This window comes from Winogradskyella endarachnes (genome assembly GCF_009741275.1).
Lineage (GTDB): Bacteria > Bacteroidota > Bacteroidia > Flavobacteriales > Flavobacteriaceae > Winogradskyella > Winogradskyella endarachnes.
Genome location: NZ_WOWS01000005.1, coordinates 214416 through 238891 on the forward strand (window position 1 = coordinate 214416; position 24476 = coordinate 238891).

22 protein-coding genes are annotated in these 24476 nt (G+C 31.2%); 17 read left to right on the forward strand and 5 right to left on the reverse strand.

The features are described 5' to 3' along the window. The first annotated feature begins 25 nt into the window (after nucleotides 1–25). The 13 genes from GN138_RS13095 (at nucleotide 26) to GN138_RS13155 (ending at nucleotide 12422) form a co-directional block, all read left to right on the forward strand. Nucleotides 26–934, forward strand: a complete 909-nt coding sequence (locus GN138_RS13095; protein ID WP_157364456.1) for a bifunctional riboflavin kinase/FAD synthetase — start codon at nucleotides 26–28, stop codon at nucleotides 932–934. Continuing rightward, a complete protein-coding gene (locus tag GN138_RS13100; protein ID WP_157364457.1) occupies nucleotides 927–2240 on the forward strand; it encodes an HTTM domain-containing protein in 1314 nt (437 codons plus the stop codon). Before GN138_RS13095 ends, GN138_RS13100 begins: the two co-directional genes overlap by 8 nt. A gap of 107 nt (nucleotides 2241–2347) precedes the next feature. Then, complete coding sequence (gene serS, locus GN138_RS13105; protein WP_157364458.1) at nucleotides 2348–3619, forward strand: serine--tRNA ligase; 1272 nt, start codon at nucleotides 2348–2350, stop codon at nucleotides 3617–3619. A gap of 391 nt (nucleotides 3620–4010) precedes the next feature. Beyond that, the gene (locus GN138_RS13110; protein ID WP_157364459.1) at nucleotides 4011–5795 is read left to right on the forward strand and encodes a tetratricopeptide repeat protein; all 1785 of its coding nucleotides are present in this window, start codon (nucleotides 4011–4013) and stop codon (nucleotides 5793–5795) included. 150 nt (nucleotides 5796–5945) lie between these two features. Continuing rightward, complete coding sequence (locus GN138_RS13115) at nucleotides 5946–6266, forward strand: DUF4286 family protein (RefSeq protein ID WP_157364460.1); 321 nt, start codon at nucleotides 5946–5948, stop codon at nucleotides 6264–6266. A gap of 104 nt (nucleotides 6267–6370) precedes the next feature. Continuing rightward, nucleotides 6371–7147 (forward strand): 16S rRNA (adenine(1518)-N(6)/adenine(1519)-N(6))-dimethyltransferase RsmA, encoded by a 777-nt coding sequence (gene rsmA, locus GN138_RS13120; protein ID WP_157364461.1) that lies wholly within the window; start codon nucleotides 6371–6373, stop codon nucleotides 7145–7147. Between the two features lie 35 nt (nucleotides 7148–7182). Next, complete coding sequence (gene mgtE, locus GN138_RS13125) at nucleotides 7183–8532, forward strand: magnesium transporter (RefSeq protein WP_317162758.1); 1350 nt, start codon at nucleotides 7183–7185, stop codon at nucleotides 8530–8532. Between the two features lie 84 nt (nucleotides 8533–8616). Beyond that, complete coding sequence (locus GN138_RS13130) at nucleotides 8617–9555, forward strand: 2-hydroxyacid dehydrogenase (RefSeq protein ID WP_157364462.1); 939 nt, start codon at nucleotides 8617–8619, stop codon at nucleotides 9553–9555. Nucleotides 9556–9581: 26 nt separating this feature from the next. Next, nucleotides 9582–10037, forward strand: coding sequence for a DUF1801 domain-containing protein (locus tag GN138_RS13135; protein WP_157364463.1), 456 nt, complete (start codon nucleotides 9582–9584; stop codon nucleotides 10035–10037). 83 nt (nucleotides 10038–10120) lie between these two features. Then, nucleotides 10121–10507: a VOC family protein gene (locus GN138_RS13140; RefSeq protein ID WP_157364464.1), complete on the forward strand. Its 387-nt coding sequence runs from the start codon at nucleotides 10121–10123 to the stop codon at nucleotides 10505–10507. A 21-nt stretch (nucleotides 10508–10528) separates the two neighbouring features. Continuing rightward, nucleotides 10529–11293, forward strand: coding sequence for a sulfite exporter TauE/SafE family protein (locus GN138_RS13145; protein ID WP_157364465.1), 765 nt, complete (start codon nucleotides 10529–10531; stop codon nucleotides 11291–11293). A gap of 98 nt (nucleotides 11294–11391) precedes the next feature. Then, on the forward strand, nucleotides 11392–11892 hold the full coding sequence (locus GN138_RS13150; protein WP_157364466.1) for a hypothetical protein: 501 nt from the start codon (nucleotides 11392–11394) through the stop codon (nucleotides 11890–11892). A gap of 53 nt (nucleotides 11893–11945) precedes the next feature. Next, a complete protein-coding gene (locus GN138_RS13155; protein ID WP_157364467.1) occupies nucleotides 11946–12422 on the forward strand; it encodes a YtxH domain-containing protein in 477 nt (158 codons plus the stop codon). Between the two features lie 49 nt (nucleotides 12423–12471). Here GN138_RS13155 and GN138_RS13160 read toward each other — a convergent pair whose 3' ends face one another. From GN138_RS13160 to GN138_RS13175, 4 genes are read right to left on the reverse strand one after another with little or no spacing between them, the layout of a single operon-like run. Further along, complete coding sequence (locus GN138_RS13160; protein ID WP_197429350.1) at nucleotides 12472–13485, reverse strand: carboxypeptidase-like regulatory domain-containing protein; 1014 nt, start codon at nucleotides 13483–13485, stop codon at nucleotides 12472–12474. Next, complete coding sequence (locus GN138_RS13165) at nucleotides 13475–15313, reverse strand: GNAT family N-acyltransferase (protein WP_157364469.1); 1839 nt, start codon at nucleotides 15311–15313, stop codon at nucleotides 13475–13477. The genes GN138_RS13160 and GN138_RS13165 overlap by 11 nt, the downstream gene beginning before the upstream one ends. A 19-nt stretch (nucleotides 15314–15332) precedes the next feature. After that, nucleotides 15333–16583 carry an aspartate kinase gene (locus GN138_RS13170; protein WP_157364470.1) on the reverse strand — a complete coding sequence of 417 codons (1251 nt, stop codon included), beginning with the start codon at nucleotides 16581–16583 and terminating at the stop codon, nucleotides 15333–15335. 29 nt (nucleotides 16584–16612) lie between these two features. After that, nucleotides 16613–17092 carry a GNAT family N-acetyltransferase gene (locus tag GN138_RS13175; RefSeq protein ID WP_157364471.1) on the reverse strand — a complete coding sequence of 160 codons (480 nt, stop codon included), beginning with the start codon at nucleotides 17090–17092 and terminating at the stop codon, nucleotides 16613–16615. 129 nt (nucleotides 17093–17221) lie between these two features. Between GN138_RS13175 and fbp the strand changes: the two genes are divergently transcribed. Continuing rightward, nucleotides 17222–18232 (forward strand): class 1 fructose-bisphosphatase, encoded by a 1011-nt coding sequence (gene fbp / locus GN138_RS13180; RefSeq protein WP_157364472.1) that lies wholly within the window; start codon nucleotides 17222–17224, stop codon nucleotides 18230–18232. 74 nt (nucleotides 18233–18306) lie between these two features. On the opposite strand, the gene GN138_RS13185 is transcribed toward fbp, so the two are convergent. Further along, nucleotides 18307–18738: a TerB family tellurite resistance protein gene (locus GN138_RS13185; RefSeq protein ID WP_157364473.1), complete on the reverse strand. Its 432-nt coding sequence runs from the start codon at nucleotides 18736–18738 to the stop codon at nucleotides 18307–18309. 102 nt (nucleotides 18739–18840) lie between these two features. Here GN138_RS13185 and mfd point away from each other — a divergent pair, with 102 nt between their 5' ends. From mfd to GN138_RS13200, 3 genes are read left to right on the forward strand one after another with little or no spacing between them, the layout of a single operon-like run. Then, nucleotides 18841–22185 carry a transcription-repair coupling factor gene (mfd, locus tag GN138_RS13190; protein ID WP_157364474.1) on the forward strand — a complete coding sequence of 1115 codons (3345 nt, stop codon included), beginning with the start codon at nucleotides 18841–18843 and terminating at the stop codon, nucleotides 22183–22185. Next, nucleotides 22182–23042: a DMT family transporter gene (locus GN138_RS13195; protein WP_157364475.1), complete on the forward strand. Its 861-nt coding sequence runs from the start codon at nucleotides 22182–22184 to the stop codon at nucleotides 23040–23042. Before mfd ends, GN138_RS13195 begins: the two co-directional genes overlap by 4 nt. A gap of 57 nt (nucleotides 23043–23099) precedes the next feature. After that, nucleotides 23100–24401, forward strand: coding sequence for a TlpA family protein disulfide reductase (locus tag GN138_RS13200; protein WP_157364476.1), 1302 nt, complete (start codon nucleotides 23100–23102; stop codon nucleotides 24399–24401). The last annotated feature ends 75 nt before the right edge of the window (nucleotides 24402–24476 follow it).

Genomic DNA, 24476 nt, shown 5'->3' on the forward strand with positions numbered 1-24476 from the left:
AAAATAAAACTATAAAACATAGAACTTGACTTACATTTCTAACAAAGTAACAACCATAGGCACCTTTGATGGTGTACATATTGGACATCAAAAAATACTAAAACAAGTAGTGCAACTTGCCAATGCTAACGGCTACACACCTGTGGTATTAACTTTGTTTCCTCACCCAAGGATGGTACTACAAAAAGATGATTCTATTAAATTGCTAAATACCATTGAAGAGCGCATAAGATTATTAAAATCCTTTGGTATAAAGGAAGTTATTGTAAAAAAATTCACTAAAGATTTTGCCAACCTTTCAGCCATAGACTATGTAAAACAAATTTTGGTCGATGAATTAAATACCAAAGAAATAGTTATAGGTTACGATCATCATTTTGGCAAAAACAGAAGTGCTAATATTACCGATTTAAAGGCGTTTGCCAAACGCTACAATTTTAATGTACAAGAAATATCAGCTCAAGACATAGAAGATGTCACGGTAAGTTCTACTAAAATTAGAACTGCGCTTAACCAAGGGCAAGTTGCTTTAGCTAATTCTTATTTAGGTTATAATTTTTTTATTACCGGAACTGTTGTAAAAGGAAAAGAACTAGGTAGAACCATTGATTTTCCTACTGCAAATATTAATATTTCTGCCACATATAAATTAATCCCTAATGATGGTGTGTATGTTGTAACTTCTAAAATTGAAGGAAAAACTGTTTTTGGTATGATGAATATTGGCACTAACCCAACCGTAGATGGTAAAAACAAATCTATTGAAGTTCATTTTTTTAACTTTAAAACGGATATTTACAACGTAGAACTTAAAATAGAATTTTTAAAACGTCTCAGAAGTGAAGAAAAATTCCCTAATCTTGAAGCTTTAAAAATTCAACTTAAAAAAGATATGACTAATGCACTAGATTATATTAAATCTATAAATGACTAAATTTTTATTTAAACATATTGATAATTCCGGACTAATAGTTTTTAGAATCATTTTTGGACTTCTATGTGCATTAGAAGCTTTTGGAGCCATTTTTACAGGATGGGTAAAACGAACTTTAATAGATCCTGAATTTACATTTTCTTTTATTGGTTTTGAATGGCTACAACCCTTACCTGATTATTGGATGTATGTGTATTACATTATTATGGGACTGTTTGGGCTGTTTATAATGTTAGGCTTTAAATACAGATTTAGTATGCTCACCTTTGCGTTGTTATGGACAGGCACTTATCTTATGCAAAAGTCATCCTATAATAACCATTACTACTTATTAGTGTTATTAAGTTTTATTATGGTAATTATGCCAGCTAACCGCTATGCCTCAATTGATGTTAAATTAAAACCTTCACTAAAAAGTATATCCATGCCCAATTGGTGTAAATGGGTGTTTGTATTCCAACTATTTATCCTTTATACGTATGCTTCAATTGCAAAAATATATCCGGATTGGTTAGATACCACTGTAATTGCAATATTAATGAAGAGTAAAGCCAGTTATCCCATTATTGGCGAATTACTTCAACAAACTTCTGTACATTATATATTAGCTTATGGAGGTATTTTATTTGACGGCTTAATCATTCCGCTACTACTTTTTAAACCTACTCGTAAGTACGCATTTTTCGCCTCTATTTTCTTTCATCTTTTTAATTCTATTGTATTTCAAATTGGTATTTTTCCGTATATGTCTTTGGCATTTAGTTTATTCTTTTTTGAACCTAAAGTCATTAGAAATATATTTTTAAAAAGGAAATCTTTATATAAAGCTAATGAAATCAGTATTCCTAAGCATAAAACCATAATGCTTTCATTATTTTCAATTTATTTTCTAATTCAAATTGCATTACCAATTAGACATCATTTTATACAAGATAATGTATTATGGACCGAAGAAGGCCATCGATTATCTTGGCGCATGATGTTACGATCAAAAAGCGGAAGAACTAAATACACTATAATAAATGCAGAAACTAATGCAGTTATACCTTTTAGAATAGACGACTATTTAACTAAAAAGCAACAGCGAGGCGCTAAGTCTAAACCAGATGTTATTTGGCAATTTGCTCAACATCTTAAAAAAGAATTTGCAGAAAAAGGTATTACAATTAAAGTCTTTGTTAAATCTTATGTAAGCATTAACGGAAAGCCTAAAAAACAACTTATAGACCCAAATGTTGATATTGCTAATGAAGAATGGCATCATTTTAAGCATCACAGCTGGATTTTACCATCGGAAGACAATTAGGTTTTTACTTCAAAATAGCCATTATTTAATTTTTATCTGCTTATTTTATTTTTACTTTTGTGTCTTGCTTTTACTAAGCTAAATTGGTAAAACTTAAATTAAAAGATATGTTACAAGTTGCTTTTATTAAAGAAAATAAAGAAGACATCATAAAGCGTTTAGCAAAACGAAATATTGATGCTACAGAAATGATAAATAATGCTATTACTTTAGATGAAGAACGTAAAGCATTGCAAACATCATTAGATAATACTAAAGCAGAATCTAACGCCTTATCCAAAGAAATTGGTAACTTATTTAAATCTGGTGAAGTACAAAAAGCCAATCTTTTAAAAGAAAAGACAATACTATTAAAAGAAACAACTAAAAATTTTGAGCAAGAGCTTAATAATAAAGTAGAAGCACTTTCTGAGTTGTTATATAAAATTCCTAACGTACCAAACCCTATAGTACCAGCAGGAAACACAGACGAGGATAACGAAGAAACCTTTAGAGAAGGTGATATTCCTAAATTACATGATGGCGCTTTACCTCACTGGGAATTAGCAAAAAAATACAATATCATAGATTTTGAATTAGGTAATAAAATAACTGGAGCAGGTTTCCCTGTTTATATTGGTAAAGGAGCCAGATTACAACGTGCACTTATCGCCTATTTCTTAGACAAAAACACAGAAGCTGGCTATACAGAATACCAAGTGCCACATTTGGTAAATGAAGCTTCTGGCTTTGGTACTGGTCAATTACCAGACAAAGAAGGGCAAATGTACCACGTTACTTTAGACAACTTATACTTAATACCAACAGCAGAAGTACCTGCCACAAACATTTTTAGAGACACACTTTTAAATGAATCTGATTTACCAATTGGTATTACAGGTTATACGCCTTGTTTTAGAAGAGAAGCTGGTAGTTATGGCGCACACGTTAGAGGTTTAAATCGTTTACACCAATTTGATAAGGTTGAAATTTTACGTGTAGAACATCCTGATAATTCTTATAAAGCTTTAGACAGTATGGTTAATCATGTAAAAGGCCTTTTAAAAGATTTAAAACTACCATACAGAATTTTAAGATTGTGTGGTGGTGATTTAGGCTTTACGTCTGCTTTAACTTACGATTTTGAAGTATTCTCTACAGCTCAAGACCGCTGGCTAGAAGTCTCTTCTGTATCTAATTTTGAAACTTTTCAGGCTAATCGTTTAAAATTACGATTTAAAAATAACGAAGGTAAAAATGAATTGTGTCACACCCTTAACGGAAGTGCTTTAGCATTACCGAGAATTTTAGCTGGTATTTTAGAAAATTACCAAACAGAAGATGGTATAAAAATACCAGAAGTATTAGTCCCTTATACTGGTTTTGATATGATTTCTTAATTTCAAGAATACAGCAATAACATCTAAAAATGTTAAAATAAAATGTATTTCATCGATTTAATATGTATTTTCTCGTTTTAGCAGAAATTTTTTTAGAAATTAGTAACTCCAAATCAGAATAACCTATTTATGAAAAATTTAAAACGAATTTTAATACTTGTATCGCTAATTGCGATGGCATTTAAAATTCTGTTTTAACTGTTCATATTACAATATAGACAGAACCGAGACAGAATAATTGAATCATATTTACAATAATAATGGTTAATAGCACATTTATTTTGCTGGTAAAAAGCCTAAACCAATAGTTTAGGCTTTTTTTTATAAAAAATTTTACAATATCTCGTCACTGCATTTGTTATATTTGAAGACTACTTTACCTAAAACAAACATGCAAAAACAAATTTTAGTTTTACTTTTTATATTAGGCTGCTACACTGGTTTTGCACAAAATAACGAAGCCCAAGGAGAAAGTTATTACAAAAAAGGTGAGTTTAAAAAAGCCTTAATCATTTATCAAAATCTTTTAAAACAAAAGCCAAACAGCTACAATTACAGAAACAAACTAATAGATATACATCAACAATTAGAGCAATATAAAGACGCGGAAAACATTATTCAAAATCAACTTGAAAAACGACGCGATCCAGACATGTTAGTAACATTAGGATACAATTACCAATTAATGGATAGTTTAGATCAAGCCAATAAACTTTATCAAGAAGCCATAAGTTGGGCAGATAAAAAACCTTATTATATCTATACAATTGCCAAAAAATTTGAAGATTATTCTCTCACTGACCAAGCCATTACACTTTACGAAAAAGGCAAAATATTAACACCAGAAAGAAATTATAATTCTCAATTAGCACGTATTTATGGAGACAGAGGCGATATTGAAAAAATGTTTGAAAATTATATAGAATTTATACAATACAAACCCGAATATATTAGCAATATAAAGCGTGCCGTTTCAGATTTTATTTCCGAAAATAAAAATAATCAAAACAACATTTACTTAAGACGCTTGTTACTAAAACAGATACAACAAGAACCACAAACTTATTGGTATGAGATGCTGAGTTGGCTTTACGTACAAGAGAAAGCTTACAATAAATCTTTTATACAAGAAAAAGCGCTTTATAAACGAAATCCAGAAAGCTTAGATCGTATTATTGACCTTGCTAATATGGCTATTAAAGATAATGACGATGACACAGCAAAATCTATATTCAATTATATCTTAGAAACCACACAAGACCAAACTACAGCATTAACAGTACATCAATCTATTTTAGAAATAGATTCTAAAAACGCAGATAATGATAAATTAAATGAAATAGATAAAACCTATCAAAGTCTTTTTACAGAATACGGAAAAACGGCGCACACCATTCCTTTACAATTAGCTTATGGTAAGTTTTTAGCATTCCATAAAAAAGATACAAAAACAGCCACTAACTTTTTAAAAGAAAGTTTAAAACTAAATATTAGATATTACAGAAAGGCAAAAATAAAATTACTCCTTGCTGATATTTTAGTGCTTCAAGAAAAGTTTAACGAAGCTTTAATTTTCTATTCTCAGATTCAGGCAGAAATGAAAAATAGTACCATTGCGCAAGAAGCAAGATTTAAAGTTGCAAAAACAAGTTACTACAAAGGCGATTTTGATTGGGCAGAATCTCAACTTAAAATTTTAAAATCATCAACATCTCAACTTATTGCTAATGATGCTTTAGACTTAAAACTATTAATAACAGATAATAAATTTGAAGACAGCCTTCAAACATCGCTAAAACTATACGCAAAAGCAGATTTATATGCGTTTCAAAATAAAACAGATGATGCTATTTCTCTTTTAGACAAAATTTTAGAAGAACATAAAACCGAAAACATTATAGGACAAGCGCTTTTTAAGCAAGCAAAACTATACGAAACAAAGCAACAATATTTAAAAGCTGAAGCAAATTACCAAAACATTCTAACCAATTACAGTGAAGGTATTTTAACTGACGATGCTAATTTTTATTTAGCGGAACTTTACAATACACATTTAGCAAAACCTGAGGAAGCTAAAGAACTCTATGAAAAAATAATCTTTGAACATCAAGACAGTATCTATTTTATTGAAGCAAGGAAGAAATTTAGAATGTTGCGTGGTGATAGTATCAATTAAAAAGGCAAACTAACTTTCTGAACTTCTAACTATTAAACATTTTAATTATCCTTAATTCAAATTTTACAAGAATCCCTCAAACTTTGAAACTTTGAAACTTTGAAACTAAATAACCTATAAATCCATATTTTTGCATCAAAATTCTAAAGCATGATTATTTATAACGTTACCCTAAACATTGATAAAAGCGTTCACAAAGAATGGTTAGAATGGATAAAGGACCATATTCCACAAGTATTAGCAACAAGAAAATTTAAAGAGGCTAAACTTACTAAAGTATTAGTGGATGATGATGAAACAGAAACCTACTCAGTACAATATAGAGCACATTCTAGAGAAGCCTTAGATGAATACTATTCAGAATATGCCGAAAAATTAAAACAAGAAGGATTAAAACGTTTTGCAGATAAAGTATTATCGTTTACAACAGAACTTCAGGTGGTAGATGAATATGTTGTAAATTACAATTAGTTTCAATTTAGCCTGCAGCGCAGCTAAAATCAACAATCATCAACGTATCTTTACAAAACATCAGCTTTACGCATTTGCGTTTTCGCTAAAAAAATAAAATTATAATGACGGTTAAAGCAAAAAAACATCTGGGACAACATTTCTTAGAAGACGAGTCTATTGCTAAAGATATTGCAGATAGTTTATCTTTACAAGGCTATAATGATGTATTAGAAATTGGTCCTGGTATGGGTGTTTTAACCAAATACTTGCTAAAAAAAGACACCACAACACATGTTATAGAAATAGATACAGAATCTGTAGATTACTTAAAAAATAATTACCTCCATCTTGCCGACAGAATCATAGAAAAAGACTTTTTAAAATACGATTTAAACCTCGTATTTAAAAACAAACCTTTTGCTATAATTGGTAATTTCCCCTATAATATTTCTTCTCAAATTGTATTTAAAACCTTAGAATTAAGACATCAAATTCCTGAGTTTTCTGGCATGTTTCAAAAAGAAGTTGCTATGCGTATTTGCTCTAAAGAAGGTTCTAAAGTTTATGGTATATTATCTGTTTTAACGCAAGCGTTTTACAATGCCAAATATTTATTTACAGTTCCTCCTACGGTTTTTAATCCACCACCAAAGGTAGATTCTGGCGTGCTTTTACTTACAAGAAAAGAAAATTTTACATTACCATGTGATGAAAAACTTTTCTTTAGAGTTGTAAAAACCGCTTTTCAACAGCGTAGAAAAACATTACGTAACAGTTTAAAAACATTCAATCTATCGGATAATTTAAAAGCAAATACTATATTTGGGCAGCGACCAGAGCAATTAAGTGTTTCGCAATTTATTGAGCTCACTTCGCTAATTGAAAACGATACAAATTAAACTCTAAACTAAGAGTGGAAGACATCCAAGAAAACATACAATTTCAGCTCACCGATGAGCTCATTGAAAAGGTAGAAATTCTTATCGAAGATCAAAACGATAAAGAGTTAAAAACTTTATTAAATGAGTATCACTATGCTGATATTGCCGAAATTCTAGATGACTTAGATAATGAAGATGCCGTTTACGTCATAAAACTTCTTGACTCAGAAACGACCTCAGATATCCTTATGGAACTCGATGAGGACATAAGAGAAAAAATACTCGAAAATTTATCTACTAAAGAAATTGCAGAAGAGGTTGAAGAATTAGATACCGATGATGCTGCAGATATGATTGCTGAGCTTCCCGAAGCAAGACAAGCCGAAGTTATCTCTTACATAGAAGACCATGGACATAGAGATGAGATTCAAGAACTTTTAACCTATGATGAAGATACAGCTGGTGGACTAATGGCTAAAGAACTAGTAAAGGTTTATGAAACATGGACTGTTGCAGGTTGTCTTCGCAGAATTAGAGGACAAGCCAAAGACGTTACAAGAGTACATTCTGTTTACGTTGTAGACAAACAAGACAAACTTATTGGTAGACTGTCTCTAAAAGATTTGATCATCTCTAAAAGTGATATGAAAATTGCAGACATTGCCAAAGACAATGTAGATTGGGTAAATGTTAATGATGATGTTGAAGATGTTGCTAAAGTAATGTCTAAATACGATTTGGAAGCGATTCCAGTGGTAGACAACAACCAAATTTTATTAGGTAGAATTACAATTGACGATATTGTAGATGTATTAAAAGAAGAAGCCGATAAAGATTACCAATTAGCAGCTGGTATTACACAAGATGTTGAAGCAGATGATAGTGTTTGGGAATTAACCAAGGCACGTTTACCTTGGTTAGTTTTAGGCCTTTTTGGAGGTTTAGGTAGTGTATTTATAATGAAAGGTTTTGAGGAAGTAATGGAAACCGTTCCTTCTCTGTTTTTTTACACACCATTAATAGCTGCAATGGCTGGTAATGTTGGTGTACAATCTAGCGCCATTATTGTGCAAGGTATTGCCAATGATAATGTAAAAGGAAGTTTGGCAAGTAGACTTATTAAAGAAATAGGCTTAAGTCTTATTAATGGTTTTGCACTGGCCATTTTGGTTATTCTTTTTGGACTTTTAATTAATCAAGATACTACAGAAAGTTTTGCAATAGCCATTTCAATGATGTCTGTAATCGTTGTTGCCGCATTAGTGGGTACATTTGTTCCAATAATTTTAGACAAAAGAGGTATTGATCCTGCTATTGCAACAGGTCCTTTTATCACTACTAGTAATGACATTTTAGGGATTTATTTATTCTTTGTACTATCTGGTTTAATAATTGGTTTTTAAAATCAAAAAGAGGTATATCATTTAAAAAGTCTTCCTTATTTTTAAGGAATAAATAAAAGGACTATTTAAAGTTACAATTAGTTGATGAAAATATTACACCTAGACTCTAACCATCCTCTACTTTTAAATCAGCTTAACGATTTAGGATTCACAAATCATATAGATTACACATCTTCAAAAGCTGAAATTGAAGCCAAAATTGCGGATTACGATGGTTTTATAATTCGAAGTCGTTTCTCCATAGATAAACAATTTTTAGATGCAGCAACAAACCTAAAATTTATAGGACGCGTTGGTGCAGGTTTAGAAAATATAGACTGTGATTATGCCGCAGCAAAAGGCATTCAACTCATTTCTGCGCCAGAAGGTAACCGAAATGCCGTTGGCGAGCATGCCTTAGGAATGCTACTTTCACTTTTCAACAAACTGAATAAAGCTGATAACGAAGTAAGGCAAGGCAAATGGTTACGAGAAGAAAACAGAGGTTTAGAATTAGATGGTAAAACCGTTGGACTCATTGGCTATGGAAACATGGGGAAAGCATTTGCTAAAAAACTAAGAGGTTTTGATGTAGACGTATTATGCTACGATTTAAAAGACAATGTTGAAGATGCTAATGCCAAACAAGTATCTCTAGAAGTATTACAAGAAAAAGCAGATGTGCTAAGTTTACATACACCACAAACTGAGTTAACTATTAACATGGTAGATTTAGCATTTATAAACGGATTTCAAAAACCATTTTGGTTAATTAATACAGCACGTGGTAAAAGTGTTGTCACCAAAGATTTAGTGTCAGCATTAAAATCTGGTAAAATTTTAGGTGCAGGTTTAGATGTTTTAGAATACGAGAAATCCTCTTTTGAAAATTTATTCTCATCCGATAATATGCCTGAGGCCTTTCAATATTTAATAAAAGCAAAAAATGTTTTACTAACACCACATGTTGCAGGTTGGACTATTGAAAGCAACATAAAACTCTCACAAACCATTGTAGATAAAGTTAAAGCTAAATTTTGCTAACTTGTAGTATTAAAATCATATAAATTATGACCTATAAAGCCGAAACACCAGAAGAATACATCAATCAACTTCCGGAAGACAGAAAACAACCAATTACAAAACTAAATGAGCTTATAAAAAAGAATATGCCTAAAGGCTTAGAAGCTGGTATGAGTTATGGTATGCTGGGCTATTATGTTCCAAAATCAATTTATCCAGATGGTTATCATTGTAAACCTTTTCCGCCTTTACCTTTTATAAGCTTAGCGTCTCAAAAAAATTTTATTGCACTATATCATTCTGGTATGTATGCCAAAAAAGAATTATACAATTGGTTTGTAGAAGAATATCCCAAACATTGTAAATACAAATTAGATATGGGAAAAAGCTGTGTTAGGTTTAAAAAAATGGAGGACATTCCTTATGATTTAATTGAAGAACTTTTAGGAAAAATGTCTGTTGAAGAATGGATAGAAATTTACGAAAAGTCCATAAAAAAATAATGTTTCTTGCAAGGTTTGAAAAATCTTGTATGTATTGAGTTTAACTAAATTGCCTTTTTTAAGGGAACAAGAACAAATTTTTGATGAAAAAAAGAGTCACAGGCATTGGTGGATTATTCTTTAAAACTAAAGACCCAAAAGCAGCAAAAGATTGGTACAAAAAACATCTAGGTTTTAATACAGACGATTATGGTTGCACCTTTTGGTGGAAAAACAAAGAAGGTAAAGACTGCTCTACGCAATGGAGTCCATTTGCAGAAGACACCAAATACATAGAGCCTTCTAAAAAAGACTTTATGTTTAACTATAGAGTTGAAAATTTAGAAGAACTTTTAAAAACTTTAAAAGAAGAAGGTGTTACTATAGTTGGTAAAATGGAAGAATACGACTATGGTAAATTTGGCTGGATTTTAGACAATGATGGCAATAAAATTGAACTTTGGGAACCTATAGACAAAGCTTTTCTATAATTTATTTTTAAACAATTATCATTGACGTATTTAGAAATTCTTCAATCCTATAATTTAACTACACTACAATGGGTTGCCATTAGTTTCGCAGTTTTTTTATTGGGTTTATCTAAATCTGGTATTAAAGGTATTGGTATTATTCTTATTGTAATCTTAGCCTTTGTATTTGGAGAAAAAGCTTCTACAGGCATTTTGTTACCAATGCTAATTTCCGCAGACATTTTAGCAGTTATATATTACAATAGACATGCCGATTGGAGAATTATTAAGAAATTAATTCCTTGGATGATTGTTGGTGTTGTAGTTGGTGTTTGGGTTGGTAATGACATCTCTGAATATGTTTTTAAAAAGCTTATGGCTGTAATAATTATAGTCTCTGTTGTTATAATGCTATTTCTTGAGAGAATAAAATCCGCAGAACCACCCAAGAACAAAATATTTTCTTCAAGCATGGGCTTTTTAGCGGGTTTCACTACTATGATAGGAAATTTAGCTGGTCCTGTTGCCAATATTTACTTTTTAACCATGCGCTTTCCTAAAAACGAATTTATTGGTACAGCTGCTTGGTTATTTTTTATTATAAATATTATTAAACTGCCCTTTCATATTTTTATTTGGAAAACCGTTTCAACGGATTCTTTGGTGTTAAATTCAGTTCTAATTCCTGCTGTAATAATTGGGTTCTTTATTGGAGTAAAAATTGTAAAATTAATATCCAATGTAAATTATAGGCGCTTCATTTTATTGGTAACTGCAATTGGTGGTATTATTATGCTGTTAAATTAAAACTATAATTCTATACAAAACCTTCAATCAATTAGTAATATATTTTTTAAATAATATTTTTTTTAACTTTACTACCTAACTAATATAATTTTAAGAAAATGTCAGCAGAAAACACAGATTTAAATAAAGAAGTTTTAGGTGATGCCCAAGACAGCATAACGGATAATATGAGTGCAAAAGCTAGCGAATTGGCTGATGATGCAAAAGAAGCAATAGGTAGCGCAAAAGAAAAAGCTGCTGATTTAGCTGCCGAAGCAGGTGAAAAAATCAGTGAATTTTCTGATGTGGCTAAAGAAAAAGCTGCCGATTTAGCAGAAGATGCTAAAGAAACCTATAACGAGGCGAAAGAAAAAGCTAAGGAATTTGCCGATGAAGCAGGCGAAAAAATTAATGAATTTACAGATACTGCTAAAGCTAAAGCTGCTGACCTTGCTGAAGACGCTAAAGAATCACTCTCTGAAGCTAAAGAAAAAGCATCAAAATTTGCAGATGCCGCTGAGGATAAACTTGAAGATTTAGCAGAAGATGCTAAAGAGACCTTTATAGAAACAAAGAAAAAAACTAAAGGTTTCTTTTCTAAATTATTTGGTAAAAAATAACTTAACTAACCGTTTAGAGTTGAAATTCAAAAATCTAACTAAAACTAAAAAACATGTCTGACGATAATAAAAATTTAAGCGATGACCTTGAAGATATGATAGGTGAAGCTAAAGAAAGTGCAAAAAAGGCTGGTGATAAAATTAGCCAAAAAGCTAGTGAAATTTCTGAGGATGCAAAAGAGTTTGCGGATGACGCAAAAAAAGCAGCTAGCGAATTTGCAGATGATGCAAAAGAAGTATTAAGTGATGGGAAAAATATTGGTATCATTGCTCATATTACTTTTATCGGGTGGATTATTGCACTTGTAATGAACAGTAGTAATAAAACAGAGTTTGGTTCTTTTTACATTAGGCAAATGCTAGGCTTTTGGTTATTAATGTTTTTAGTTTGGATTCCGTTTTTAGGATGGATTTTAGGTCTTGTAGTTATGGTTGCATGGATAATGAGCTTAATCAGTGCTTTAAATGGACAAATGAAACCATCGTTTTTATTGGGTAAACAATTTCAAGAATGGTTTAAAAGCCTTTAATTAAATAATAAAATGTAGTAGAAACCCAGAATTAGCGTTCAGGGTTTTTTTATGTTTTGAGAATACCATAATCTAAAGGTACTGTATCACCCACACGCTGACTTCCCATAGCACCACCAAAGAATAAACCAATTATTGGTGTATAATTCCCATAAATATCAACGTAAAATTCGTCTATTTCTAGAAGTAATTCTGATTGAAAATCTTTATTGTATAAGATTGAAACTTTATCCTTTAATGTTACCTTTTTAAAATCAGAATTAACCAATGATTCAACATTAAAATAAGACCATTCATCAACTACAAATCCATCAGAGAAAATAAAATAGCCTTCTTCTCTTAAATTTTTATTATATAATGATCGCATAAAATGCTGAACTGAGCCCTTGTAGACTTCACTTCTGTTCTTTTCTATTTTAGATTTTTTAGAATCTTCTAATTCTTTAAAAAACGAAGTGCCAAAAAATGTAACTGAACTCACAGTAAACGTTAAGCTATTTAGATCGGCATAACGAAAATTAACTTCAAAATCCATTAAATCATAAGTAATTAAATAACCTAGAGCTTTGTTTTTAATTTTGAGTACCACTTTAGAACTAGCATATAACGCCTTATTTCCTTTATCGTATTTTAAAAGTAAATCGTCTTCATTTAAAATTTTACAAGATTTTCCAAACTTAGAAGTTCCTAAAAATTCTTTTCTAAAAAGTCTTAATTTTTGTCGCCTTGTTAAACCATCATCATACGCAACGTAAACCTCATCTAAAGCATTTTCTGCTTCAATCAATTCTATAGTAATGTTCTTTTTTAATCTAAAATCATCAACATATACTTTCTCAAACCCTAAAAACGATATTACCAAAGTAGACTGAACCGCATCAGTATAGCTTATAGAAAATTCACCTTTATGATCTGTAGTAGTTCCTATGGTGGTATTATTAAAATAAACAGCAACAGTTTCTAAAGGTTGTTGAGTGGCCTTATCTATAACAGTACCTGTTAGTGTTTGAGATACACAAAACCATGGCAAAAAAAAGAATATTAGACCTAATTTATTTATCATTTTGTTCATGGTTTTCCATGAATTTTCGCTCTAATTCTGCCTGAAATTCTTCCATTACAGGTCTTACTGTACTCTCTGGCAAGTCTGCAATTTTAATATACATTAAGCCATCTACCGCATTATTAAATAAAGGATCCACATTAAATGCTACCAGTCTGGCATTTTGTTTAATATATTTTTTTAGCAAAACAGGAAGACGTAAAGCACCTGGTTCTACTTCATCTATAATTTTATCAAACTTATTTAAATCGGCTTCAGTCTCATCAAACACAAAATCTTTATCTGCATCTTGTAGTTTAACTTTAAATTCCTTTTTAGGATGCACATATTGTGCTACATAGGGATCATAGTAATGCGATTTCATAAACTCAATCATTAAACTCTTAGAGAAATTTGAAAATTGATTACTAATACTAACTCCACCTATTAAATATTTGTGCTCCGGAAAACGCAAAGTAGTATGTACAATACCTTTCCAAAGTAAAAATAATGGCATTGGTTTTTGTTGATATTCTTTAATAATAAAGGCTCTACCCATTTCTATAGATTGGCTCATCATTTTATGCAATTCGGGTTCAAAACGGAAGAGGTCTTGTAAATAAAAACCATCTATACCGTAACGCTCATATATTTTAGAACCTAAGCCCATTCTGTAAGCACCTGCCATTACATTTTTATCGTTGTCCCACAAAAACATATGATGATAGTAGGTATCAAAAGAATCTAAATCTATAGCTTCGTTTGTACCTTCGCCTACTTCTCTAAATGTAATTTCTCTTAGCCTTCCTATTTCTCTTAAAATATTCGGAATATGTTTTGCAGAGGCTAAAAACACTTCGTAATTTTTACTCTCTAACAGTCTACAATTTTCGTCTCTCAATTTATCTACCTCAGCAATCATAATTTCTGGAGCAATAGGAGTAACAATACGCTTAGGCGGTTTTGGTGTTTTTAATTGCGACTGAATATTATCTAAAATCTTTGGTTTATCTTCAAAAGTTTTAGATAACATATAGGTTTTACGTCTAATAAAATCTGTAAATTCAGATAATTTAGGATGATCTTTTTGATCTTTAACGGCAATAGGTTTTCCTACTCTTACTTTTATAACACGACGCTTTTGCGTTAGTAATTCTGATGGTAATTTTGCTGTTCTAAGCGTGTCGCTAATTTTAGAAAGTCTATAAAACAAACGACTGTTTTTAGCATGAAAATAAATTGGTACAACTGGCACTTCTGCTTTTTGTATTAGTTTCATTGCAGCAACTTCCCACGCTTTATCTACTACTAATTTTCCGTCGCGATAGGTAGAAACTTCACCTGCCGGAAACAAACCTAACGGATGACCTTCTCTTATATGTAAGATTGCATTTTTAAATCCGGCAATACTACTAGCTGCATCTTTACGTCCTTCAAACGGATTAACAGGCATAACATAGGGTTTTAATGGCTCTATTCTATGTAATAAAAAATTAGCCATTATTTTAAAATCGCTACGTTGCTCTATCATTAATTTTAACAATAGAATACCGTCTATACCTCCAAGCGGATGGTTAGAGACCGTAATGTATGGTCCTTCTTTTGGCAGACGTTTCAAATCTGCTTCTGGAATTTTGAATTTAATTTGAAATTCTTCTAAAATACTATCTAAAAATTCAACATTACTAAGGTGTTTGTTTCTTTTATATATTCTATTTAGCGTAGAAATTTTTAGAACTTTCATTAATATCCATCCAAAAAATGTACCTAAGAATCCATACTTATCAACGTGGATTGCTTTTGCAACTTCTTTTGCGGTTACCAAACCAATATCGGACGATTTACCCATAAAACAAATGTAGTAAAGTTTATTTAGTTACAATTTGAACTGTGCCTTGTGTTAATTGCTTTAATAATATAGTTTTGTCTTTTTCTAACTCTTTTATTGCAAGGTCGTTATAATTTCTAATTGTATAAAGACTTACATTTCTGTTACATGTTACATTAAATTTAGCTTTTAAATGTTGTAATAATTTTTCTAGATTATCATATAAATTGTCAATACAAACTGAAAAACTAATGGCAGAATTCTGAATAACATCTACCTTCATTTTATATAAATGTAACAAACTAAAAATATCACTTATATTTTCTTCCATTATGTATGAAAAATCTAATGACGACAGTGAAATTAACGTCTGATTTTTCTTTACAATAAAACAAGGAATTTCAGGTTCTAAATCTTTGCCTTTACTTACGCATGTTCCATTACCCTTAGGGTTTAAAAATGATTTTACATACAATGGAATTTCCTTTTGTTGCAACGGCTGTAAAGTTTTAGGATGTATAACAGATGCGCCATAAAACGCCAACTCAATAGCTTCTCTGTATGATATTTGATGTAATAATTGGGTGTTTTTAAAAAAACGTGGATCTGCATTTAAAACTCCTGGTACATCTTTCCAAATTGTAACACTATTAGCATTTAAGCAATAGGCAAAAATAGCTGCCGTATAATCACTACCTTCTCTACCTAGCGTAGTTGTAAAATTATTAGCATCACTACCCAAAAAACCTTGAGTAATATTTAAAATATTAATATTTATATGTGATGAAATATTAGTTTGTGTGGCTTCCCAATTTATGTTAGAATGTCTGTAATAATTATCCGTTTTTATCAACTCTCTAACATCTACCCAATTATTTTTCAGGTCAATTTCATTGAGATAATGGCTTATAATTGTCGTAGATATTAATTCGCCATAACCTATAACTTGATCATAAACGTAATTATAATCTGGTGATTTATTACTTTTAAAAAAAAGGCTTAATTCATCAAAAAAGGCTTTTACATCCTTAAATACTTGGTGATGATTATTAGAAAATAAATCTACCATAATATCATTATGGTATTTAATTACATCGTGTAGAGCACTTTGTAATTCGTCTTTATTTTCAAAATAATTTTTAATTACGAGTTCCATACTATTGGTTGTTTTTCCCATTGCAGAAATCACAACTAATGTATTATCGTAGCCTGTAGTTTGTAATACTTTTGCTAAGTTTTTTACACCATCTGCATCTTTTACAGATGCACCTCCAAATTTATAAACTCTCATATGCACTTCTCAAAATAGCGGTAACCTTATTACTTAATATTATTTATATAGCTCGCTATTGCCTTTTCATTTAATTGAACTACGTTCCAATCTCTCATTACATTTGCGCCTTTGCTTTCATAAAAATCTATTGCCGGTTCGTTCCAGTCTAAAACTTCCCAACTCACTCGTTTAACACCTAAAGATTGAGCGTGCTTAACAACCGCATCTAAAAGTTGAGTTCCTAAACCTTTACCTCTACTAGCTTTGCTTACAATAAGGTCTTCTAAATGCAGTACCTGACCTTTCCATGTAGAGTATCTAGGATACACTAAAGCAATACCTTCTATTATGGCATCATTTTCTAAAACAAAACAGGTGAATTTTGGAATGGTACCAAAACCATCATTTTCTAAATCTTGGAGGGTTACTTCTACTGCATCTGGCTCTTTTTCAAAAGTTGCTAATTCTTGAATAAGTTCTAAAACTCTTGGCATATCTTGTTTAGTAGCTAATCTTGGTTGACTCATGAAATATATAAAAAGAAATACCAAAGATAATCTAAACTCTGACTACAAAACAACTAATTTCACGTACGAAAACGTTATAGTTTGTTAAAAAATACGATATTTGTACGCTACTAATCAATAATTTACTTGATGCCAAATAAAAAACAAACTTTAGGAGAATTTATAATAGAGAATCAATCATCGTTTAAATACACTTCTGGAGAATTATCTAGATTAATAAATTCTATTCGTTTAGCCGCCAAAGTTGTAAACCATGAGGTAAACAAAGCTGGCCTTGTAGATATCATTGGTGCTGCTGGTGACACTAATATACAAGGAGAAGATCAGCAAAAATTAGATGTATACGCTAATGATAAGTTTATACAAACCATGACCAAAAGAAATATTGTGTGTGGTATTGCTAGTGAAGAAGAAGATGATTTTATTACCATTAATAGTCAAGATGAAAATCATCAAAATAAATACGTGGTTTTAATTGATCCTTTAGATGGTTCTTCTAACATAGATGTTAACGTGTCTGTTGGTACCATTTTTTCTATTTATAGAAGAGTTACACCTGTAGGAACACCTGTAACCATGGAAGACTTTTTACAAAAAGGAAACCAACAAGTAGCTGCTGGCTATGTAGTTTATGGTACATCTACAATGCTAGTGTATACCACAGGAGATGGTGTAAATGGATTTACATTAAACCCAGCAATTGGATCATTCTATTTATCGCATCCAAATATGCAATTCCCAGAAGATGGTACCATCTATTCTGTAAATGAGGGTAATTATGTACATTTTCCATTAGGTATTAAAAAGTATATAAAATACTGCCAAGAAGAAAAAGACAATAGGCCATATACATCGCGTTATATAGGCTCTTTAGTTTCAGACTTTCATAGAAACATGATTAAAGGTGGTATATATATGTACCCAAAAAGCTACAAAGCGCCTAACGGAAAATTACGTTTATTGTATGAATGTAATCCAATGGCATTTTTAGCAGAACAAGCTAACGGAAAAGCGAGTGATGGTTACACACGTATTATGGATATAAAACCAACCGAATTGCACCAGAGAGTTCCTTTTATCTGTGGCAGCAAAAATATGGTAGAAAAGGCAGAGGAATTTATGAGAGATAATGTAGAGTAAATCTTTTGTGCATATTAAAACTAAAAAAGCAACCCAAATTGGGTTGCTTTTTTAGTTTTAATATGTATTTAGAATTATTGGTTCATGTTCTTAATACCATAGCTAAACTCTTCTAAAGTAGCCTCGTTTTTTACCAACTCTAATGCTTTATCTGCAATATATTTTACATTAACAGCATGAAACCCTAAGCCTACACAAAACTTATGTAATAAACTTTCTTGAGCCTCACCTTTTACACCATCTGCCCAAACCATTCTTGTTAAATCAAACAATCGTTCTAAACGGTTGTCATAAGATACAGGAGGATTAATTGGGTAAGAGTTATAATCTTTTAATATTTTTTCATAATCATTTTCCGTTACATTTAGATTTCTTGCTAATCGATCTAAAAATGTTTTTTCGGAATCTGTAATAATTCCATCACTCATGGCTACACGAACTATTGATGCAAAATGATCGGTATTGCGTTTTCTAAAGCCACTATCGTATAAATCTGAAATTGACATATTTTTATTGTTTTAAATACGCGCAAATATAATTCTAATAAAAGATTATTTCAATTAATAACCCTTCAAAAATTTTATATTTGTACTATCAAAATAAGAAACTTGAGTAAAGTGTCTATCGCCCAAACATTCGCACAGACTTTGCAATTGCAAAATCTGCAAACTGCTATTGCCTTAACTGAAGCCAATGGCAAAACAAAAACACATTTAAAAGGTCTTGTAGGTTCTTCATTATCAATTACAATAGCAGAAGCATTTAAAACCGCAGAGCACCCCTTTTTACTTATATTAGATGATAAAGAAGAAGCAGCTTTTTACCTTAATGATTTAGAACAACTCATTAATGATAAAGATGTTTTATTTTATCCTGGTAGTTATCGCAGACCATACCAAATAGAAGAAACCAACAATGCCAACGTGCTTTTAAGAGCAGAAGTGCTTAACCGTATCAATTCGCGTAAAAAACCATGCATTATTGTCACCTATCCTGATGCACTTTTTGAAAAAGTAGTGACAAAGAAGGAACTAGAAAAAAACACCTTGAAAATTACTGTTGGTAACGAGTTAAGCATAGATTTTGTAAACGAAGTTTTATTTGAATATAAATTTAAACGTGTAGATTTTGTCACTGAACCAGGAGATTTCTCGGTTAGAGGTGGAATTGTAGATGTGTTTTCTTTTTCGCATGATGAACCCTACCGAATTGAATTTTTTGGTGATGAAGTAGATAGTATAAGAACCTTTGATGTAGAAACACAACTATCTACAGAACGCATTAAAAAAGTAAGCATTATACCCAATGTAGCAAACAAACTTATTGCAGAACAACGTGAAAGTTTCTTAAAATACATTTCTAATAAAACGGTAATTTTTTCTAAAAATGCTTCGCTTATATTTTCTAGAATTGATGATTTTTATACCAAAGCCGAAGATGCTTTTAATAATTTAAGCAGTGATATAAAACACGCTTCACCTAAAGAATTATTCTGCAATTCAGACGTATTAAAACGTCAATTTTTAGACTATTCCTTGGTAGAATTTGGCTCAGAAGCCATGTTTGCCAAACAACTTATTGCCTTTTACACCAAACCTCAACCAGCATTTAATAAACAATTTAATTTATTAATTGAAGATTTAAATGAAAACCACGCTAACGGCATAACCAATTACATTGCCTGTGTTAGTGAGCAACAAGCCAAACGTTTTCATGATATTTTTGATGATGCTGAGCAAGAAGTACATTATAAAACCGTGGTACTTTCTTTATATCAAGGTTTCATAGATACAGAACATAAAATTGCGGTTTATACGGATCACCAAATATTTGATCGCTATCATAAATTTCACCTTAAAAATGGCTATGCCAAAAAACAAGCAATTACCTTAAAAGAGTTAACTAATCTAGAGATAGGTGATTATGTAACGCACATTGATCATGGTATTGGAAAATTTGGTGGACTACAAAAAATTAATGTCGAAGGTAAAAAGCAAGAGGCTATAAAACTAGTTTATGGTGAGCGCGATATTTTATACCTCAGCATTCACTCTTTACATAAAATCACCAAATTTAATGGCAAGGATGGCAAACCACCAACAGTTTATAAATTAGGTAGTAAAGCATGGAAGGTTTTAAAACAAAAAACAAAATCTCGTGTTAAAGAAATTGCCTTCAACCTTATAAAGCTCTATGCTAAACGAAAATTAAAAAAAGGATTTCAATACGCACCAGATAGCCACATGCAATTAGAGCTAGAAGCCTCTTTTATTTATGAAGACACACCAGACCAAACCTCCTCTACTGCAGATATAAAAGCAGATATGGAGAGTGAACGACCAATGGATCGTTTAGTTTGTGGTGATGTTGGTTTTGGTAAAACAGAAGTTGCCATAAGAGCAGCTTTTAAAGCAGTTGATAACGGTAAACAAGTTGCGGTGTTAGTACCAACAACAATTTTAGCATACCAACATGCACGTACTTTTAAAGAACGTTTAAAAGATTTTCCGGTAACCGTTGATTACATTAATCGTTTTAGAACAGCTAAAGAAAAGCGCGACACTTTAGAGGCTCTAGAAAAAGGAAGTGTAGACATTATAATTGGTACGCATCAACTCGCTAATAAAAATGTAAAATTTAAAGATTTAGGATTACTCATTGTAGATGAAGAGCAAAAGTTTGGAGTTGCTGTAAAAGAAAAACTTAAAACCATAAAAGAAAATGTAGACGTCTTAACTCTAACAGCTACACCTATACCAAGAACACTTCAGTTTAGTTTAATGGCGGCTAGAGATTTATCTGTGATTACTACACCACCTCCAAATCGTTATCCTATAGAAAGCCATGTTATTAGATTTGGTGAAGAAACCATTAGAGATGCCGTTAGTTATGAGATACAACGTGGCGGACAAGTGTTTTTTATTCATAATAGAATAGAAAACATTAAAGAAGTTGCTGGTATGCTTCAGCGTTTGGTACCAGATGCTAAAATTGGTATTGGCCATGGACAAATGGATGGCAAAAAGTTAGAAACTTTGATGCTGGCTTTTATGAATGGGGAATTCGATGTTTTAGTGAGTACAACCATTATTGAAAGTGGATTAGATGTACCAAACGCAAATACCATTTTTATTAATAACGCAAATAATTTTGGTCTAAGTGATCTACACCAAATGCGTGGTAGAGTTGGCCGTAGTAACAAAAAAGCATTCTGTTATTTTATTACTCCAGAATATTCTGCAATGACAACAGATGCTAGAAAACGTATTAGTGCATTAGAGCAATTTACAGAATTAGGAAGTGGTTTTAATATTGCCATGAAAGATTTAGAAATCCGTGGAGCAGGAGATTTGTTAGGTGGCGAACAAAGTGGTTTTATAAGTGATATTGGTTTTGATACCTATCAAAAAATATTAAACGAAGCTATTGAAGAGTTAAAGGAAACAGAATTTTCAGATTTATATGAAGATGATGGTAAACCTAAAACATACGTTAAAGATATTACTATTGATACTGATTTTGAATTGTTATTTCCAGACGATTATATCAACAACATTACAGAACGATTAAATCTATACACCAAACTAAACGAGATTAAAACTGAAGAAGAATTAGCAAAGTTTGAAACGGAAATTATTGACCGTTTTGGCGAATTACCGACTCAGGTTTCAGATTTATTAGATAGCGTAAGATTGAAATGGATAGCCACAAAAATGGGTATTGAAATACTAATAATGAAACAAAGTAAAATGATTGGCTATTTTGTGCAAGATCAACAAAGTGGATTTTACCAAAGTACAGCATTTACAAAGGTTTTACAATTTGTACAGCAAAATGTTGGTAAATGCAAAATGAAAGAAAAACAAACCAGAAAAGGTCTGCGCTTACTAATTACATTTGAGAATATTAAATCTACCAAACAAGCATTAGCTGCACTATCTGATATGCAATGAGCGAAAAAAACCATGTAAATAATTTATTACTTTTAATTATTGCAACTATTTGCTTAAGTACATCTGGTCCATTAGGTAGATTTATAGATATGCCTACTGTTGTTATTATTTGGTGGCGATCTATCTTAGCTATGATTTTTTTATTCACTTTTTGTGCTTTTAAAGGCATTAAACTAAAAATTAGCGCTAAAGACCGTATAACCTTTTTTATTGCAGCTATCTTAATGGGAGCACATTGGATAACCTATTTCTATGCCTTAAAGTTATCTAACGTTGCCATTGGAATGATTTCGTTATTTACCTTTCCTGTAATTATAGCTTTATTAGAGCCACTATTTTCCAAAACAAAGCTAGATCCAATACATATTGTTCTCGGTATAATTGTAATGGTTGGCATATATTTTCTTGCCCCAGAATTCAATTTAGAAAATGGCCATTTACAAGGCATTTTATTTGGTGTACTTTCTGCTGTTTGCTACGCTTTAAGAATATTAATATTAAAAGGACAAGTTGCCAATTATAACAGCACTATGTTAATGTTCTATCAAGTTGCTATTGTAGCTGTATTATTGGCTCCTGTTTTATTTATTATGGATACTTCTAATATTAAAACACAATATCCTTACGTTTTATTACTAGCATTAGTAACCACATCAATTGGCCATACACTATTTGTAAATAGTTTAAAATACTTTAAAGCAAGTACAGCGAGCATAATAGGAAGCACACAACCCGTTTTTGGAATTATAATTGCCTTCTTTTTCTTGAATGAAATACCAACAATACATACATTTGTTGGAGGCGCTTTAATATTAGCTACTGTAATTGTAGAAAGTATTAGATCTAAAACACAATAACTACTTTAAAATGGCTCAATTTTTGACACACCATTGTAAATAAATAGCATAAATAAAATGAAGAAAATTTTAATCATAGCATTAGTATTACCATTTATCTCACTGGCACAAACTATAAAAGGCACGTTTTCACCAGCAGAAGATTACACGTATGCTTTTTTATATAAGGCAACACCAGAAGGTGCTAATTACATTGATAGAGGAAAATTAGACAGCAATGGTCAGTTTGAAATAAAATTAAAAGACTCCTTAGAAGCTGGTATTTACAAAATAGTTTATGCAATTCCGCCAGAAGAAAATAATTTCGATTTTATCTATGATGGCAAAGAGTCTGTTAACTTCAATTTTAACCAAGATGAAGGTGTAGAATTTACAGAATCTGAAGAAAATAAACTTTGGATGTCTTACTTAAAAAGTATTGAAATGGTAAACCACACCATTAGTAATTATTACACTAAAAATAACGAAGATAAAAAAGGGTTTAGTGCCATTTTTAAAACATTAAAAGACACCCAATTAGCATACGAAGATTTAGCTAAAGATAAATTAGCGCTTAATTTTATAACAGCTAATCGTCCTTATATGCCTGCACAATATGAAAACATTTCCACCTATTCTAAAAACTTAAAAGAACACTATTTAAGTCAGGTAGATTTTAGCAATTACTTATTACAAAGCTCTACGTTTTTAACAGATCGGGTAACCTCTTATGTCTTTAACATGGTGCAAAACCCAACTAATGACACCTACAAATCTCATATTGACGATGTAGCAAAGGCAATTTCTAATGATGATTTAATTATTAAAACAAGTTTATTAGAAATGCTATGGCAACATTTTGTAAGCTCAGAAAACCATGAGGTTGCTAATTACATTACAGATAATTATTTATTAGAATTAGCTAAAGCAACCAACAATAAAGTATTAGAAGAAATGGTAACCTCTTTTAAAAATACATCTATAGGAGCTGTAGCGCCTAATTTTGAAATAACTTCTAATGGACAAAACACAAGCTTACACCAATTAAAAGGATCCGATTATTATTTACTTGTTTTTTGGAGTAGCGCTTGCGGACACTGTTTAGATGAGTTACCAAAAGTAAAAGACATGGTTGCTAACAAACCCAACTTAAAAGTTGTGGCTTTTGGTTTAGAAAAAGAAGATAATCATTGGGATAAAGAAATTAAAAACTATCCAAATTTTATACATCAAATTGGGTTAGGTAAATGGGAAAACCCAACAGTTATAACTTATGGAGTTTCTGCTACACCTATGTATTTTCTTTTAAGTGCGGATAAAATTATAATGGCTAAACCTTATGAGTTAAAAGACTTAGAAGTTATATTAAAGAACCTGTAAACCAACTAATTAAATTTAAAAGAAAACGCTCAGAAAAACAAATGTTTCTCTGAGCGTTCTGAAACTAAATAACCA

Bases quoted from the DNA above. Each gene is read 5' to 3' on its own strand.
- GN138_RS13100 (WP_157364457.1), top strand. From the start codon at position 927: ATGACTAAATTTTTATTTAAACATATTGATAATTCCGGACTAATAGTT.
- serS (WP_157364458.1), top strand. From the start codon at position 2,348: ATGTTACAAGTTGCTTTTATTAAAGAAAATAAAGAAGACATCATAAAG.
- GN138_RS13110 (WP_157364459.1), top strand. From the start codon at position 4,011: ATGCAAAAACAAATTTTAGTTTTACTTTTTATATTAGGCTGCTACACT.
- GN138_RS13115 (WP_157364460.1), top strand. From the start codon at position 5,946: ATGATTATTTATAACGTTACCCTAAACATTGATAAAAGCGTTCACAAA.
- rsmA (WP_157364461.1), top strand. From the start codon at position 6,371: ATGACGGTTAAAGCAAAAAAACATCTGGGACAACATTTCTTAGAAGAC.
- GN138_RS13130 (WP_157364462.1), top strand. From the start codon at position 8,617: ATGAAAATATTACACCTAGACTCTAACCATCCTCTACTTTTAAATCAG.
- GN138_RS13135 (WP_157364463.1), top strand. From the start codon at position 9,582: ATGACCTATAAAGCCGAAACACCAGAAGAATACATCAATCAACTTCCG.
- GN138_RS13140 (WP_157364464.1), top strand. From the start codon at position 10,121: ATGAAAAAAAGAGTCACAGGCATTGGTGGATTATTCTTTAAAACTAAA.
- GN138_RS13150 (WP_157364466.1), top strand. From the start codon at position 11,392: ATGTCAGCAGAAAACACAGATTTAAATAAAGAAGTTTTAGGTGATGCC.
- GN138_RS13155 (WP_157364467.1), top strand. From the start codon at position 11,946: ATGTCTGACGATAATAAAAATTTAAGCGATGACCTTGAAGATATGATA.
- GN138_RS13160 (WP_197429350.1), bottom strand. From the start codon at position 13,485: ATGATAAATAAATTAGGTCTAATATTCTTTTTTTTGCCATGGTTTTGT.
- GN138_RS13165 (WP_157364469.1), bottom strand. From the start codon at position 15,313: ATGGGTAAATCGTCCGATATTGGTTTGGTAACCGCAAAAGAAGTTGCA.
- GN138_RS13170 (WP_157364470.1), bottom strand. From the start codon at position 16,583: ATGAGAGTTTATAAATTTGGAGGTGCATCTGTAAAAGATGCAGATGGT.
- GN138_RS13175 (WP_157364471.1), bottom strand. From the start codon at position 17,092: ATGAGTCAACCAAGATTAGCTACTAAACAAGATATGCCAAGAGTTTTA.
- fbp (WP_157364472.1), top strand. From the start codon at position 17,222: ATGCCAAATAAAAAACAAACTTTAGGAGAATTTATAATAGAGAATCAA.
- GN138_RS13185 (WP_157364473.1), bottom strand. From the start codon at position 18,738: ATGTCAATTTCAGATTTATACGATAGTGGCTTTAGAAAACGCAATACC.
- GN138_RS13195 (WP_157364475.1), top strand. From the start codon at position 22,182: ATGAGCGAAAAAAACCATGTAAATAATTTATTACTTTTAATTATTGCA.
- GN138_RS13200 (WP_157364476.1), top strand. From the start codon at position 23,100: ATGAAGAAAATTTTAATCATAGCATTAGTATTACCATTTATCTCACTG.